This window comes from Paenibacillus solani (assembly GCF_001277345.1).
Classification (GTDB): domain Bacteria; phylum Bacillota; class Bacilli; order Paenibacillales; family Paenibacillaceae; genus Paenibacillus_AQ; species Paenibacillus_AQ solani.
In genome coordinates this window covers 2,435,013-2,448,418 of sequence record NZ_LIUT01000001.1, presented here as the reverse complement: position 1 = coordinate 2,448,418, position 13,406 = coordinate 2,435,013, and the positions used below count along the sequence as shown (strand labels likewise).

Sequence of the window (13,406 nt, the reverse complement as noted above, 5' to 3'; positions counted from 1 at the left end):
TTATTTTCTTAAGTATATAGAAAAGTACCCCGTAGGATAGACCTTTTTTAGGTGTCTACTCTATGGGGTACATTTCAGACTGGCTGATGCCTGTCCTTTTTTATTTGGCGAAGTTATCCCTATGCCATTGGTAAATGATAGAATAGTAAAATATGGATGGTTAGATATCGTATTATACCTCAGTTAGGAGATAACATGCCGTTTACATTCGCTCACCCCGTAATCACGATGTCTTGGTGGAAGAAGAAGACTTTACCGGTATCCGCTCTCATCATCGGATGCATGGCCCCGGATTTTGAGTATTTCTTGCGATTTCGTGCTGCAGCCATATGGAGTCATGAGGGACTAGGGATTCTACTGTTTAATCTTCCCTTGGTTGTGTTGCTGTATATTATATTCGAGACAGTGGTTCGACCCGTGCTATATGTCTATTTACCTTCCTGGTTCCCTTACCGGTGGAATCGGGACGGCAGGCTGCCGGCCACTCCAATTGGCTGGTTAACGGTGACTTTGCTGGGAATGGCAGGCGTAGGTACGCATCTGCTATGGGATCAGTTTACGCATAAGGGAGCATGGATCGTCAATCAGATTCCTCTTCTCACCCAAGTCATACATATCAGTTTCATACAAATTCCTATATATAAAATATGCCAGCATGGCAGCAGTCTCATAGGTTTGGTACTCATTGCCTGGTGGATACACCGTCATTTATTTGTATCTCATCAGGCAAGACAGCATTTTTCTTATTCGAGCTTCCCTTTCTGGTGCGTAATGGCCGCTGTGTATGTTGTAGTTATGCTTATTGCATGTGTATCTGTGGTTGAAGGGGAAGGGCTGGCCTATGTGCTGCAGCTTGTCGTCCCGGCAATTAGCAGTTTCCTGCTTGCACTGCTTATAACATGTCTGCTGTTTTGGAGGGCTGCAAGGAGCAAACAGCTAATCTCGTAAATAAGATAGAATCGGCGACAGGAGGAGCGTAATGGTAAATATTGAGCAATTCACACACAGGGGAATCCATTTCTTAAATGAAGATGCACTTATCATAAACGAGCGAGCTGCTTTATATGGCGTGCTAGATGGGGTTTCATCAATCGTTCCCTATCTCAGCGACAAGAAGGAAACCGGAGGCTTCATTGCTGCTCAAGCGGTGAAGCATTACTTCGAATCTCTGGGCTGTGCTGAACAGCTTACAGAGCATTTTGCGGAGGCAAACCAGAAGCTAAGAGAACTTATGCTGAAAGCCAATATCGATATGGAGAAGAAAGACGGGCTCTGGGGTACGGCGATGGCTCTTGTACGTCTTCATGAGGATCGATTGGAATTTATACAGACCGGCGACTGCATGATTATTGCCGTATACCAAGATGGAGAAGTTCGCCCTTTAACCTGGAGACAAGTCGCTCATCTAGAATCCGCGGCTATCGCAAAATGGGAGGAAGGTGTGAGTCAGGGATTATCAAGTCAAAAAGACCTGCACGAGACAGTTATTGACACGATCAGGGAAAATCGTTTTAAGAGTAACACGGATGAAGGTTATGGAGTACTGAACGGTGAGCCCGAAGCCACTCGATTTCTAGAATACGGAAAGATCAACAAGTCACGATTAACGCACGTAATTCTGTTAACGGATGGCCTATTCTGGCCTCCTAAGGATGTACCCAATGATCAATCCTATTGGGAATATACCGCGCAGCGCTTACTTGAGAAGGGCCTGGAGCAATATGCGCATGACTTACTGAAAATCGAAGACGCTGACCCGGAGTGCTTGACACATGCAAGATTCAAAAAATCCGATGATAAAACAGGTATGGTGGTTCACTTGGATAACCACAACGATTAAGACATTTATCATATACATTGGGAATAATCCGCAACAAACAGGCAGCCGTTCTTGATGATAAGACAGGCTGCCTGTATTGGATATATTCTTGTTCTATTGCAGAGCGTCAGTAGTCAGTTTCGTATTGGGCGTCAGGAGTAATGGGGCCATTGTGATGGTGCAGCAATTTCATGCCTGCATGATCCAGATGGACCTCTACATGAACGGTTGCCAGCGTATCTGGATCAATCGGCTGGGCTGACGACTTATTGATATTTTTCCAAAGATGGGTGTCCTTCTTAAACAACACATGCTCCAAGCTGTACAGGTCCGTATCTACAGCCACTCCATTTTTAAACGTAGCCAGGATTTCATCACGTACCTCGGATGCAACCAGCTTTTCTAGTTGAGTTTTGTTTAGGTCATTAAGAGCTTCTACTACATTACCGTGCAACTTTACATGTACCCGGTATTTGGGTATTCCGTTGACTATGTCTAATTTCTTACGAACTTTAGGTTTGGTCAATACCACGACTCCAGCATACTCACCGTTTTTATTTGTGATTGGCAGCGGTGAGCGTTTTGTGCTGGTTTCTAACCAGCGTAAACCTGTGAGTTTGTCATTGGTGAATAAGCCTTTGGATACTCCTTTAGATATCGCGAATACTCCGTTAATAGTCAGCTTCGGATTTTCTTTTTGATTTAGACTCCAAGTCTTGTTATCGACCGATAGACTAGGAAGGAGCACCGTAGTGGCTGGTTCTGTCATCAAGGACATGAAGTCGAAATATCGAAGCGGCAAAATATAGGATCTCTGCTTATACTCCTCGGCAGGTTCATGAGCCAACGTATTTAATGGAGAGAGATTAAAGAACGCGGGAACATTAAACAAATGTTCAATTGATTCTTCTGTTCCATATACCCATGGCGTCATCCGAATTTCCTGATAGCGACCGATGGTATCCAGTTTGGTTAGAACATTCGATTTCAATACATTATTACTAATGAGAATGCAAGAGACGTGGCTCCAGCTTGTGCGTACCTGCGCCGAATTATACATGGCGTTTATTGCCATATCGAACGTCTTGCCACTGGTTTTGGACGTCCATACTTGGACGGGCTTATCCGTCTTTCCCGATTCGCTTTTGGCCACGGATGAAAAGTCCATCATCTGCGTGTAAACGATAAAATTACCATCCTCTTGGTCAATGCCAATCGCTGTGATGTAGTTCATGTCTTGCACTTCTTTGATGTCCCAGCAGCCCGTGAGCATATTGAGTACTATCATTAACCACATGAATTTTATGATGCTGATGCAGCTTCTCATCTCATACAGGTTCCTTCTCTTTAGTTGTGTTATCTATCGTTTTAAGCATTTCGGGTCTTTCTTTGTTGAAAGCCCACGGTTTTTTCAAGAGAGAACTCATTAGATCCTTGAAAGTCAGTGGTGATAGAGGAGCAAGATACGGAAGCCCGAAGGATTCCAATACGGAGAGGTATGCAATGATACTGAATATTCCAATAAAGAATCCGAGCATGCCAAGCAAGGAAGACCACAGCAACACATATAGACGAATAATGCTGACAGTTCCGCTAAGTGTCTGATTGACCAAGGTGAAGGTTGCAACTGCCGTTGTGGCTGAAACTACCAGCATGGTTGGTGACGTCAGGCCCGCACGGATGGCGGCATCACCGATAATTAAGCCACCTAAGACCGCAAGAGTTTGACCGACAGCTTTGGGCAGCCGGATGCCAGCCTCTCTGAATAATTCAAACATGCCCAGCATCAACAGGATCTCTATAGGGGCGGATAGCGGAAGCCCGAATCGTGAGACGGTGACGGTTGCAAGGAGCAAAAAGGGAAGCTGATCCATGTTATAGCATGTTAAGGCAACCCAGAATCCTGGAAGCATAATGGCAAGCAGGAGGCCCAGTATTCTCAGGAGTCGCTCGAAGATGACGAAATGGTAAGGAAAATAGGAATCTTCGGGGGTTTTTAACAGCTCCAGCAAATTGCAAGGTCCAATCATGGCCATTGGCGAACCATCCACTAAGATGACAAAACGGCCACGGAGCAAATTCTCAACGACAAAATCCGGTCTCCCGATATAATCGACAAGCGGAAACAAGGAGAGGGATGAATCAGAAATTGCCTCCTCCAGTTGACCGCTGGTTACTAGTGCATCGACTTTGATCCCCTCTAATCGTCGTTTAGCCTCGTCAATGAAGTGCGGATTTATGATATCCGATATATACAACAGCGCTACTCTCGTTTGGCTGCGAACTCCGATCGTCCATTTCTCATTGTGGAGTGAGGCTGTACACAGTCTTTTTCGAACAAGTGCCACATTTGTATTCAGATTCTCCGTAAAAGCATCTCTCGCTCCTTTGATTGAAACCTCCGTGTTGGACTCTTCGGGTTGTCGATTAGGAAGGTCGGCGATATCAATGGAATAACAGCTGGTTACATTAGGAGGATATAAAATCACCCGTCCAGAGAACAAGAGCTTTTCAATGTCATCGAGCTGCTCGATTTTGCTCCATTGCATCGAGTTTTCCAAATCTCTAGCCAGGGACTCCCAATTATGGAAACGCTTCAATTTATCCATCAGATCAGGCAGCACATATTGAGTCATAACCCTGGAATCAATCAATCCTTCGCTATACAGTATTCGTACCGGGAGAGAGTCTTGAGTTTCCGGGAAGGATTTGAAAACAACATCGGCAGAAGAAGAAAACTTGGAACGCAGAGATTCTTCGTCCAACAGTTTCGAAGAGGAACTGCGTTCTATATCGGATCCGTTTGGTTTCATAATCCGGCGAAACTGATTTCGAGGTTTTCGGTTGCGCATCTGCTACCCACCTTTTGGTTTAGTCTTCAATCTAACTGCAATGGCAATACATAGTGTCAGTACGGACAGAAAACCGAGAGTTTCTAGCGAGTATGCACCCAGTACGAATAACTCAAGTTGTCTATCGATTATTGGAATGAGAGGGACGACACATAATATTACGCTTGTGGCCAAAATGGACCATAAGCGACGTTTGGACAATTTCATAGAAAAACCCTCTGCGATAATAAACAAAAATAACGAAATTCGGATGAGCGCTCCGGAGAGCCATTGATATAAAGCAAGGAAGTCCACATGGCTTATATATTTCGTAAGAGTCACAAGCATCCATTGTTCATATGCCGGATAGCGGGATTCCATTGCAGGAGTGGGACCAAAATTGGCAATTGCGCCCATTAAGGGTCCCAGCGTTAATCCACCCAGCAATACAGCCAATATCACGATGTGCAGGTAACGCATGGTTCGTTTCATGTGATGTTGAAGGAAGATCAGCAGAATCATCTCCATGAATCCCCCGCCTGCCACGATCATGCTATTAAATAAAGGGGTATATCCATCCACAAACAAGGGAGTCAACAAGGAGTAATCCTTATATTTGAGATTCGATACCGCCACTAAGTGACCCAGCACCCATACAATGGGAAGCAATATGCCGGATATGATAGCGATAGAGCGAAGACCGTTATTCGCGACATACACGCAGAGCAGCATAATCGAGAGGGAAACGACTATTTTTGGTGTTTGGGGAAGATAGGTGACTCCAATCCATGTTGTGGTTTCTCTTAGAATCACCATGGTCATCCAAAAAAAATAGAGCGTGGTCATAATAATAAAAATCCAACCGACGACAGGACCAAAATGATCTTTAAACCAGGTGACGATGGATTGTTGATCGGTTCTCTTCATGATGAAATATAAAATATAAACCCAGCCTAGGTGAAGAATCATGGTCAGCAGGGTGCCCATCCATGCATCCCTGCCTGAAGTCTGAAGGATTAGCGGGATAAGCGTAACATGATTGGTGATCCCTAAAGATAACAGCATAATAAAGTAAACATCAATGAGGGACAGCTTTTTTATCGTTGCCATGATTCTAATCTCCATATGTAGGGATTTATTTTGGTTAGTAAAGAGAGTATCCCTCATTTGGCGTATTTTATGTATGAAACGAAGGGAGGGGGGATTTACAGCCACAGTTTTAGCGAATGAGCCAGGGCAGAAGGCAGGAGGATTGTTGGAAGTCGAATCATCTGTCGAAAGTGTGTGTTTTTTGCGATTACCCAAGAAATAATTTTCTGGCATCAATTGATCCAATTATTATACCTCGCCTCTCTGGGTTGGAATTGACCTCGTTAGAAACGCATTGATGCTGTTATTCTTATATAGCCATAAAGTCTAGCTAAAATCTGAACAGCTAGATTTCTGTCTTATCCATTGGTAGCGGAAGAAAAGCCCAATGAATCTGATTAATGAAATTAATTAATTGATTAATTTCATTAATTACACTGTTATGTCCTTAGCTTAGACAGTCACAATTTATCCTCTGTAAAGCCGTTGGTAGGGTCGTCGATAGGTATCTTCCTAACCAAGGAGTGATGTGAGCCTAAACAAGGCGCGCGGACTCTTGGGATAAGTAGGTTATTAATTTTTAATACTTATTATCTTGGGTTGGGAACTTTCACCTTGCTCACGGAGTCAGTTTGATTAAGGGGGGAGGAGAAGGACTTGAGAGAGATGCAGATGCTGCATGCCGCGGAAATGGGCCTACCGGATATTCGAATGTTAATGGAAACCTATGGCGAAGACGTGTGGAATTATGCTTATGTCATCACCAAAGATACACATACAGCAGATGATGTTGCACAGGATGTGTTTATAAAAGCCTATCAACATTTTGCTTCGTTTCGAGGCGAGGCTTCAGTCAAGACCTGGCTGCTCAAAATTACGCGAAATACTGCACTATCCTATCAGAAACGGGCGTTCATACGAAGAGTCGTGCTGGTTGGTGATCGAACATCTGACGACGGGCTGGATCGGATAAATCGGGGGCCATCTTCGCCGTCTGCAGAGTCAGAATACTTTGAACAGGAAATCGCTGATGAATTGTGGCATCAGGTTCTAAAGCTGCCTGGTAAATTTCGTGACCCGCTTGTATTAAGTGTACATTATCAGCTGTCTATGGAGGAAATATCGATCATTACAGGGCTAGCACCAGGGACGGTCAAATCCAGAATTCACAGGGCCAAGAAGAAAGTCGCCGCTGAATGGAAGGGAGTGAATGACGATGAGTGATTGGAAACCTGATTGGGATCGCAGATTGGCCTTGAAACCTTTTAAGAAGCAGCGCTTTCATGCAGATTTGATGGAGAATGTAGAACAACGGATTAAGATTGTAGAAAGGAAACGCTCACGGCATCGCTTTCGTCGTATAGCTATGATCTTTATACCGGCTTTGCTGCTTATGCTGGGCGCAGGGATATGGTTCGGAGGCAAGGAAGTACCTATCCATAATCCCGCTGACCCAAGTCCGACTACGCAAGGGGGAGGCTCTTTTGAATCGAGTTTTGAGCTAGGAGGCGGAGGCGGCTTTGAGTGGTGGAGCTTCGATCGTGAGGGACTTCAGGGTAATGATGACACCATTGTGAAGCTGGCTCTTGCGTTTATGAATCGGGAATTAGGCATCTGGGGCGGACCAACACCGGACATTTGGGAGACTCCTGAGGTTAAGGAGCCCCTAGAACGCTTTGACGTATCCAGTCCATGGGTATACGAAGTTTACGTACAAGAGGTCCGTACAGAAGAGGAGCAAACCGTGTATCGACTCCGACTGCAGCTGCGGGATTCAATTCCTATGGTTTATCAGGAGACGATAGACATCACGATTCGTAATAATACTCACAAAATTTCACTTATCGAGCTGGTGAATACGGACGAAACGGGCACTCCGTTAGATGAATACGAGTCTGAAGCAGTAAAGGGACGAACGGTAACTTTAAAAGAAGATCCGAAGATGGGCTTGAAGATAACGGGAACTCTATCACCGAATGAGGGCATGATTCGCTCAATCCGCGTTCAATATAAAGATAAGGAACGAATCTTTCAAGATTGGAGCAATGTGAACAACGACTCCTATTATCCGGAAGCCGGTTTACTGACCACCCTGGATAATGAAGAGGATGTGTTGGCTGTCATTATGACAACCGGTTATGGTACCGGTGTACATGAGTCTGTGCTTAGGCTGCTTAGGAGTGATTTCACCGAAGTGAAAGCTGCTGATCCGGTGCTTACGGCAGAGTCCAAGATACAGGCTGATGTCAAAACGGAAGCGGGGAAACGCATCCTTCGAATTACACTGGATGGTGTGACACGAACCTTCGAATACAATGAAGAGGAGGCTGGCATTTGGCAAGGCGAGCCGGCACTTGGCAGCATTGTTAACTACTCCGTGGAAGGAAACACCCTGTATGCGTCCATACCGGCTCAGGTATGGCAGGGCGAATTCCCGGTCGCGGTAAGGCTGCGTTATGAGTACGATGGCACATCTTTTCTTGTCGCGGAAGCGATGTTTGAGGAAATATAAGTGTCAAATGGATAAAGTCGCCACATTGGCGACTTTTTTTGATTTAATAATGCAAATTATTGGTTATTCTGAAAGTTACCACTCAAAAGACCACCTTCTGAAAACCTTCTATTTTTGCTTGTAATGGATTTTCATCTTAATAATGTATAGGATCATTAAACCAGTGTTTGAATGTCGTTATAAACGAAATTAGAAGGGTTTAGGAACGAAAATTTATATGTTGTTACTCCATTTTGGAATAAGGAATTATGTTATAATGATTGAGGATAGAATTAGAGGAAAGGTCCACTCTCAATTTAGAAAAAGGAAGATTTTTTTGAACCGAAAGGTTCCTTTTTTGTATTCGCCTCTTATGTATATCCATGCTCCGACTATTCACTTAATAAACTGCTTAAAAAGGAGTTAATGGAATGAACGTTATGATGAATAACCGATTTGCTAATGAAAAAATCCCCAAGCTCATTCTCTCACTGGCAGCACCGGCCGTTGTAGCTCAGTTAATTAATGCGCTTTACAATGTGGTCGATCGAATGTTTATCGGCAGGATGCCGGGCACCGGTACCCTTGCTTTAACCAGCATTGGGATCGTATTTCCGATCATTATGATGATCGGATCATTCTCTGCACTGATCGGATTTGGGGGAGCTCCGTTAGCTTCGATTAAGATGGGGGAGGGGAAACACGAAAAGGCCGAGGAGCTACTGGGAAGCTGCTTTTCGATGTTGTTGATCGCATCCATTGGATTGACGATAACCTTGCTGTTCTTTAAGAGTCAGATTCTAACTTTATTCGGAGCAAGTCCTGACACATTCCCCTATGCCGATGACTATCTCACCATTTGTTTGATCGGAACGGGGCCTGTCTTAATCTCAATGGGCCTGAATCAATTTATAGCAGCCCAGGGTTTTGCGAAAACAGCTATGCTTACGATTTGTGTAGGTGCAGCTATTAACATCATCCTTGATCCTATTTTTATCTTTGTGCTGAACATGGGGGTTCAAGGGGCAGCGATGGCAACTGTTATTTCGCAGACATTCTCGGCAGCTTGGGTGATAAGGTTTCTGATCTCAAAAAAATCGAATCTGCGACTCCGACTGAAGCACATGCGCTTGCGTACTAAAATAGCAGGCAGTGTACTCGCATTAGGGCTCTCCCCGTTTATCATGCAATCGACTGAAAGCCTTGTCCAAATTGTATTTAACACTTCACTTGCCAGATATGGTGGGGACTTGTACATAGGAGCCATGGGAATTATGAGCAGCCTTATGCAAATATTCACATTGTTGTTAACGAGTTTTGCACAAGGAGCACAGCCAATTATCGGATATAATTACGGTTCTGGTGACCTAAGACGTGTGAAATCTACAATAGTGTTTTGCAGCATTTTTTGTGGTGTATTCGGACTGGCGATGTGGAGCATAGCTATTTTTTTGCCGGAGCTGCCTATTATGATTTTTACGAACAATCCTGAGTTGATTGCACTAACTGCGAAACTAATGAAAGTATTCTTTTTAGGGACCTGCATTTATGGATTACAATTAGCGTTTCAGCAAGTATTTATTGCGCTTGGTCAAGCTAAAGTTTCTATATTCATTGCTGTGTTGCGTAAGATCATATTGCTTATCCCGTTGGTGTATTTACTTCCTATGTTCTTTACTTCGAAAACCAATGCTGTCATTCTTGCAGAACCGATCGCAGATTTCTGTGCCGTCTTGACTTGTTGTGTCCTATTTGGCCTGAAAGTGAAACAGCTTCTCAATAGGCCTCTTGAAACCAAACGCTAATATCCAAAGACTGCAACAAGTTGTTCTTGTTTCCTAGTATTTCTTTCCCATACGGCATCTAGATTAACAGAAATTCTGTTAAGCGATGACTTTGGAAAGACTGTTATTCTGGAAACCATAGATTAAATAAAGGAATCGTACAGGCATCACTTCTTGCGCCAAGCGGGCTTATAGGTCGATTTGGGCGAAGGGAACTGGTAAATCCAGTTTATCATCCGGGTCGACAGCCATTGGCACATTACGGCAAGAATGATAATTTTCCAATCGATTACATAAGCGGTAAAGGCAAAGATGATTCCATTCATCCAGAATAAAGAGGTGCCTGGGTTGATTCTTTTGTATTTGTAAATGGCCAGAGCTACATATCCTATTCCTCCGTTGGATACCCGCTGCCTGATGAGGATGGCGACGCCGCTTCCAAGAAGGACAGAGCCGAATAGAAGATCGATCCATACGTTTCCAAACGGAGGTTCTACAAATACCTCGAAGAAATTAACGGACACGGAAGTTACTGTTATTACAAATATGGTCCCGAAGGCACTAACGCTGCCAAGATAAGAGACCGTACAGACTAGGAAAACAAAATTGGCTAACCACAGCCCGATACTGATAGGAATACTGAACGCGTGGTTCAAAATGACTGCGATTCCGGCACCTCCCCCAGAGGGGATGGCATGAGGAAATAAGAATACGGCCATGGCAAAAGCTTGCAATATGGAGCCAGCGGTAATGAGGAAGAACCTCCTGAAAATAAGGCCATAGGAATATGTATTTCTTAGATGGCGTATTTTCTGTATGTTCACACAATATCATCCTTCGTTGAAATGGAGTGATGAGCTAGTCCTGCTTTTTTAAATGTATGCTAGTCATATGAAGGGGATACCGGTAACGTTAAAAAGATAATGCCGGCATTCTGGGCATAACGCCTTGTCAGAATGCCGGCAAAAGGTGAGCCGAATGGGATTTCATTAAGATATGTGTAAGAGTTAAGTCTGATTGCTAGACTTTCGTTATAGGTAAAGGTTAAATAATGTAACAAAAATCATCAGCCGATGGTTCCTTCACTCCAAGTTCAAACGTGTCTTGACGAAGTCCCCGGCGCATCGTTTCAAGGGCAAGAACTTCCGTAGGCTGGATATTACCCAAATGCACGTTGGATCCAAATTTGCGCAGAAGCATCGCTTGCTGTTGTTTAAGAGGTGCCTCCCAAAGCAGCTTTCTTGCATCCGGTACAGTTTGGATAATATTATCAATCATTTCCTCCCGACACTCGCCATCCTTGTCGAAAATACCAACGCCAATTCCTGATTCGCGAGCCTCAACCGTGATAAACTCGGCACCAGCTTCCAAATCAGCATCCATCGTATACGCGAGCTTTTCGGCGTCGATGAAGGAACCGGATTGTTTTTTGCCAAACTCCGTAAAGACGCGCAGTCCACGTTGTTTGCCTTCCCGGATCAGCTCTGTTCGTTTCTTGCGAGACATCTCAATCGTGCCGTCGGATACTTCTATGGAATTAAATCCGAGACGGGATATCGTGTTGAAAAATGAGGAGACCACATCCTGCTGTACGGCCGTCTCAAGCAAGGTCCCACCAGGCATAACCGTAATTCCATATTGTTTGGCTAGATTGATCTTATAAAGCAGTATTTCCGTTTGATAAAGCGGAGCCGTTCCAAAACCGAATTTGAGACAATCGATGTAATCAGAGGCTGTTTCGATCACATCCGAAAACATGTTTCTTCCAAGACCTTTGTCAATAACCATCGTCATCCCGCGTTCCATGACCCCGAAGGTTTCGTAGTTTTTCTTGCCGTGTTCGGGATTTTCGCGCAGCCCGCTCGGATCACATATCTCCATGGGCCAAAATGTTCGCAGGGAATTGTTCATTTTGGATCTCCTCAATTCCTTTATGATTTAGTCGTTTCATCCAAGTGACATTGGTAGTATATGCGCTTTCCTAATGACAGGTGCCCATCTTATGCTATCTGCCAATTGAATCGTCGTTACCCGATCTTCCGGGGAGGCCTAATCAAAAAGAATACCAACCCTAACGTGATCAAGGATAGTGACGATACCGTAATAAACACGACATAATCGGATCGATCCATCATCCAGCCGAATAATGGAGGACCTGCAGCAACTCCTAAAAATCGCAAACTGTTATAAAGTGAAGTGATCATACCCCGTTCGCTTTTTTCAACTGCGCCGGTGATGATCGTATTTAAGCAAGGAAGAAGCATTCCGGTTCCGATGCTGCTGACTGTTAGCAGTCCGATGAATACGTAAATGTTCTTCAAAAAGAAGAGAGTCAGCGCCAGTGAAACGGTCATGGCGAGCAACCCGATATTCATTAGCCAGCGCATCAGCTTTCCGTTCTTCTTGATCAAGCTCCCTGTAGTATAAGAAGTAATCACCATCCCCAATAGAGGAATAGCGATGACCATGCCTTTCTTAACTCCATCGATCTGGTAAGGTTTGTCTTCAAGGATGTTGGATAAGTAAAAAAGTACGCCAAACAAGATAAAAAGCCCCAGTGAACCGGCAAAAAAAGCCGTTATGAGCCAGCGTCCTTTTTCTTTGAATATGCCCCGAATTTTTCCGAGGTATTTCCCTAGTTCCTGCCTTGAATTATGACTCGATTCTTTGATCATAAAAATAACGGCTAACAGTGATAACGCGCAGAACACAGGAAATGCGAAAAAAGAGGCATACCATACGATCAGCATAAGCAGGGAACCAATGATCGGGCTGAGTACCTTACCTGCACCGTTGGACGCTTCGATAAGACCTAATGCTTTGCTTTCTGTTCCGCCATCGTATAAATCGCCTACGAGTGCCATGGCAATGGGCGCGGTTCCGGCAGCTGCCAGCCCCTGAATCGCCCTGGCAGTAATAATCACCGCATAGGAGTCCCATATAGCACCAAAACCGGCCAAGATACCAGCAGCTCCATATGTAATCAAGGCCGGAATGATAATGATTTTGCGTCCATATCGATCGGATAAATACCCGATGATGGGTATAAATAAGCCCGCTGCCAGTGAGAAAATGGAGATGATCAGGCTGCTTTGGAATTTACTGATGCCAAGTTCCCTTTGCATTTCAGGGAGCCCTGGAACTAGCATGGAGTTTCCAAACACAAGCACGATGGGAATTGTAGCGAGTGCAATAAATTCTGAGATTTTACCCTTTGAACTGCCAGAAGAATGCGAGCTTTCAGCAGCATCGCTTTCATTCTTTTCATCAGAATCGCTTGGCAGTTCGATATCGCTAATGAAGCTGATGTTCAGTTTTCTTTTTTTGGTCTTTTCCATAATTTCGCTCCTCGGACTGGAAGTTCGTTGAAAAAAGAAAATTGCTTATTTTAT

At 44.3% G+C, this 13,406-nt stretch carries 11 protein-coding genes; 5 read left to right on the top strand and 6 right to left on the bottom strand.

What is annotated here, in order from left to right:
* The first annotated feature begins 195 nt into the window (after positions 1-195).
* Together AM231_RS10935 and AM231_RS10930 are read left to right on the top strand one after the other, a co-directional pair.
* On the top strand, positions 196-948 hold the full coding sequence (locus tag AM231_RS10935; RefSeq protein WP_054402636.1) for a DUF4184 family protein: 753 nt from the start codon (positions 196-198) through the stop codon (positions 946-948).
* Between the two features lie 31 nt (positions 949-979).
* Positions 980-1,840, top strand: coding sequence for a protein phosphatase 2C domain-containing protein (locus AM231_RS10930; RefSeq protein ID WP_054402635.1), 861 nt, complete (start codon positions 980-982; stop codon positions 1,838-1,840).
* A gap of 106 nt (positions 1,841-1,946) precedes the next feature.
* Here the strand turns inward: AM231_RS10930 and AM231_RS10925 are convergent, their stop codons facing one another.
* The 3 genes from AM231_RS10925 to AM231_RS10915 are packed head-to-tail and all read right to left on the bottom strand — an operon-like array spanning position 1,947 to position 5,760.
* Complete coding sequence (locus AM231_RS10925) at positions 1,947-3,146, bottom strand: Ger(x)C family spore germination protein (protein ID WP_053493068.1); 1,200 nt, start codon at positions 3,144-3,146, stop codon at positions 1,947-1,949.
* Between the two features lies 1 nt (position 3,147).
* Entirely contained in the window at positions 3,148-4,671 is a 1,524-nt protein-coding gene (locus tag AM231_RS10920; RefSeq protein ID WP_082341599.1) for a spore germination protein, read from the bottom strand.
* Positions 4,672-4,674: 3 nt separating this feature from the next.
* A complete protein-coding gene (locus AM231_RS10915; RefSeq protein WP_054402634.1) occupies positions 4,675-5,760 on the bottom strand; it encodes a GerAB/ArcD/ProY family transporter in 1,086 nt (361 codons plus the stop codon).
* Positions 5,761-6,405: 645 nt separating this feature from the next.
* Between AM231_RS10915 and AM231_RS10910 the strand changes: the two genes are divergently transcribed.
* From AM231_RS10910 to AM231_RS10900, 3 genes are all read left to right on the top strand, one after another.
* Positions 6,406-6,963, top strand: a complete 558-nt coding sequence (locus AM231_RS10910; protein WP_423212922.1) for an RNA polymerase sigma factor — start codon at positions 6,406-6,408, stop codon at positions 6,961-6,963.
* Positions 6,956-8,251, top strand: coding sequence for a hypothetical protein (locus AM231_RS10905; RefSeq protein ID WP_054402633.1), 1,296 nt, complete (start codon positions 6,956-6,958; stop codon positions 8,249-8,251). Before AM231_RS10910 ends, AM231_RS10905 begins: the two co-directional genes overlap by 8 nt.
* Before the next feature lie 410 nt (positions 8,252-8,661).
* The gene (locus AM231_RS10900) at positions 8,662-10,035 is read left to right on the top strand and encodes an MATE family efflux transporter (protein WP_054402632.1); all 1,374 of its coding nucleotides are present in this window, start codon (positions 8,662-8,664) and stop codon (positions 10,033-10,035) included.
* 146 nt (positions 10,036-10,181) lie between these two features.
* Here AM231_RS10900 and AM231_RS10895 read toward each other — a convergent pair whose 3' ends face one another.
* The 3 genes from AM231_RS10895 to AM231_RS10885 all read right to left on the bottom strand — a co-directional run bounded on the left by AM231_RS10895 (position 10,182) and on the right by AM231_RS10885 (position 13,352).
* Positions 10,182-10,838: a YitT family protein gene (locus tag AM231_RS10895; RefSeq protein ID WP_278044619.1), complete on the bottom strand. Its 657-nt coding sequence runs from the start codon at positions 10,836-10,838 to the stop codon at positions 10,182-10,184.
* Between the two features lie 220 nt (positions 10,839-11,058).
* On the bottom strand, positions 11,059-11,925 hold the full coding sequence (comA, locus tag AM231_RS10890) for a phosphosulfolactate synthase (RefSeq protein WP_053493072.1): 867 nt from the start codon (positions 11,923-11,925) through the stop codon (positions 11,059-11,061).
* 116 nt (positions 11,926-12,041) lie between these two features.
* The gene (locus AM231_RS10885; RefSeq protein WP_054402631.1) at positions 12,042-13,352 is read right to left on the bottom strand and encodes an MFS transporter; all 1,311 of its coding nucleotides are present in this window, start codon (positions 13,350-13,352) and stop codon (positions 12,042-12,044) included.
* Positions 13,353-13,406: the final 54 nt, after the last annotated feature.

Bases quoted from the DNA above. Each gene is read 5' to 3' on its own strand.
- AM231_RS10935 (WP_054402636.1), top strand. From the start codon at position 196: ATGCCGTTTACATTCGCTCACCCCGTAATCACGATGTCTTGGTGGAAG.
- AM231_RS10930 (WP_054402635.1), top strand. From the start codon at position 980: ATGGTAAATATTGAGCAATTCACACACAGGGGAATCCATTTCTTAAAT.
- AM231_RS10925 (WP_053493068.1), bottom strand. From the start codon at position 3,146: ATGAGAAGCTGCATCAGCATCATAAAATTCATGTGGTTAATGATAGTA.
- AM231_RS10920 (WP_082341599.1), bottom strand. From the start codon at position 4,671: ATGCGCAACCGAAAACCTCGAAATCAGTTTCGCCGGATTATGAAACCA.
- AM231_RS10915 (WP_054402634.1), bottom strand. From the start codon at position 5,760: ATGGCAACGATAAAAAAGCTGTCCCTCATTGATGTTTACTTTATTATG.
- AM231_RS10910 (WP_423212922.1), top strand. From the start codon at position 6,406: ATGCAGATGCTGCATGCCGCGGAAATGGGCCTACCGGATATTCGAATG.
- AM231_RS10905 (WP_054402633.1), top strand. From the start codon at position 6,956: ATGAGTGATTGGAAACCTGATTGGGATCGCAGATTGGCCTTGAAACCT.
- AM231_RS10900 (WP_054402632.1), top strand. From the start codon at position 8,662: ATGAACGTTATGATGAATAACCGATTTGCTAATGAAAAAATCCCCAAG.
- comA (WP_053493072.1), bottom strand. From the start codon at position 11,925: ATGAACAATTCCCTGCGAACATTTTGGCCCATGGAGATATGTGATCCG.
- AM231_RS10885 (WP_054402631.1), bottom strand. From the start codon at position 13,352: ATGGAAAAGACCAAAAAAAGAAAACTGAACATCAGCTTCATTAGCGAT.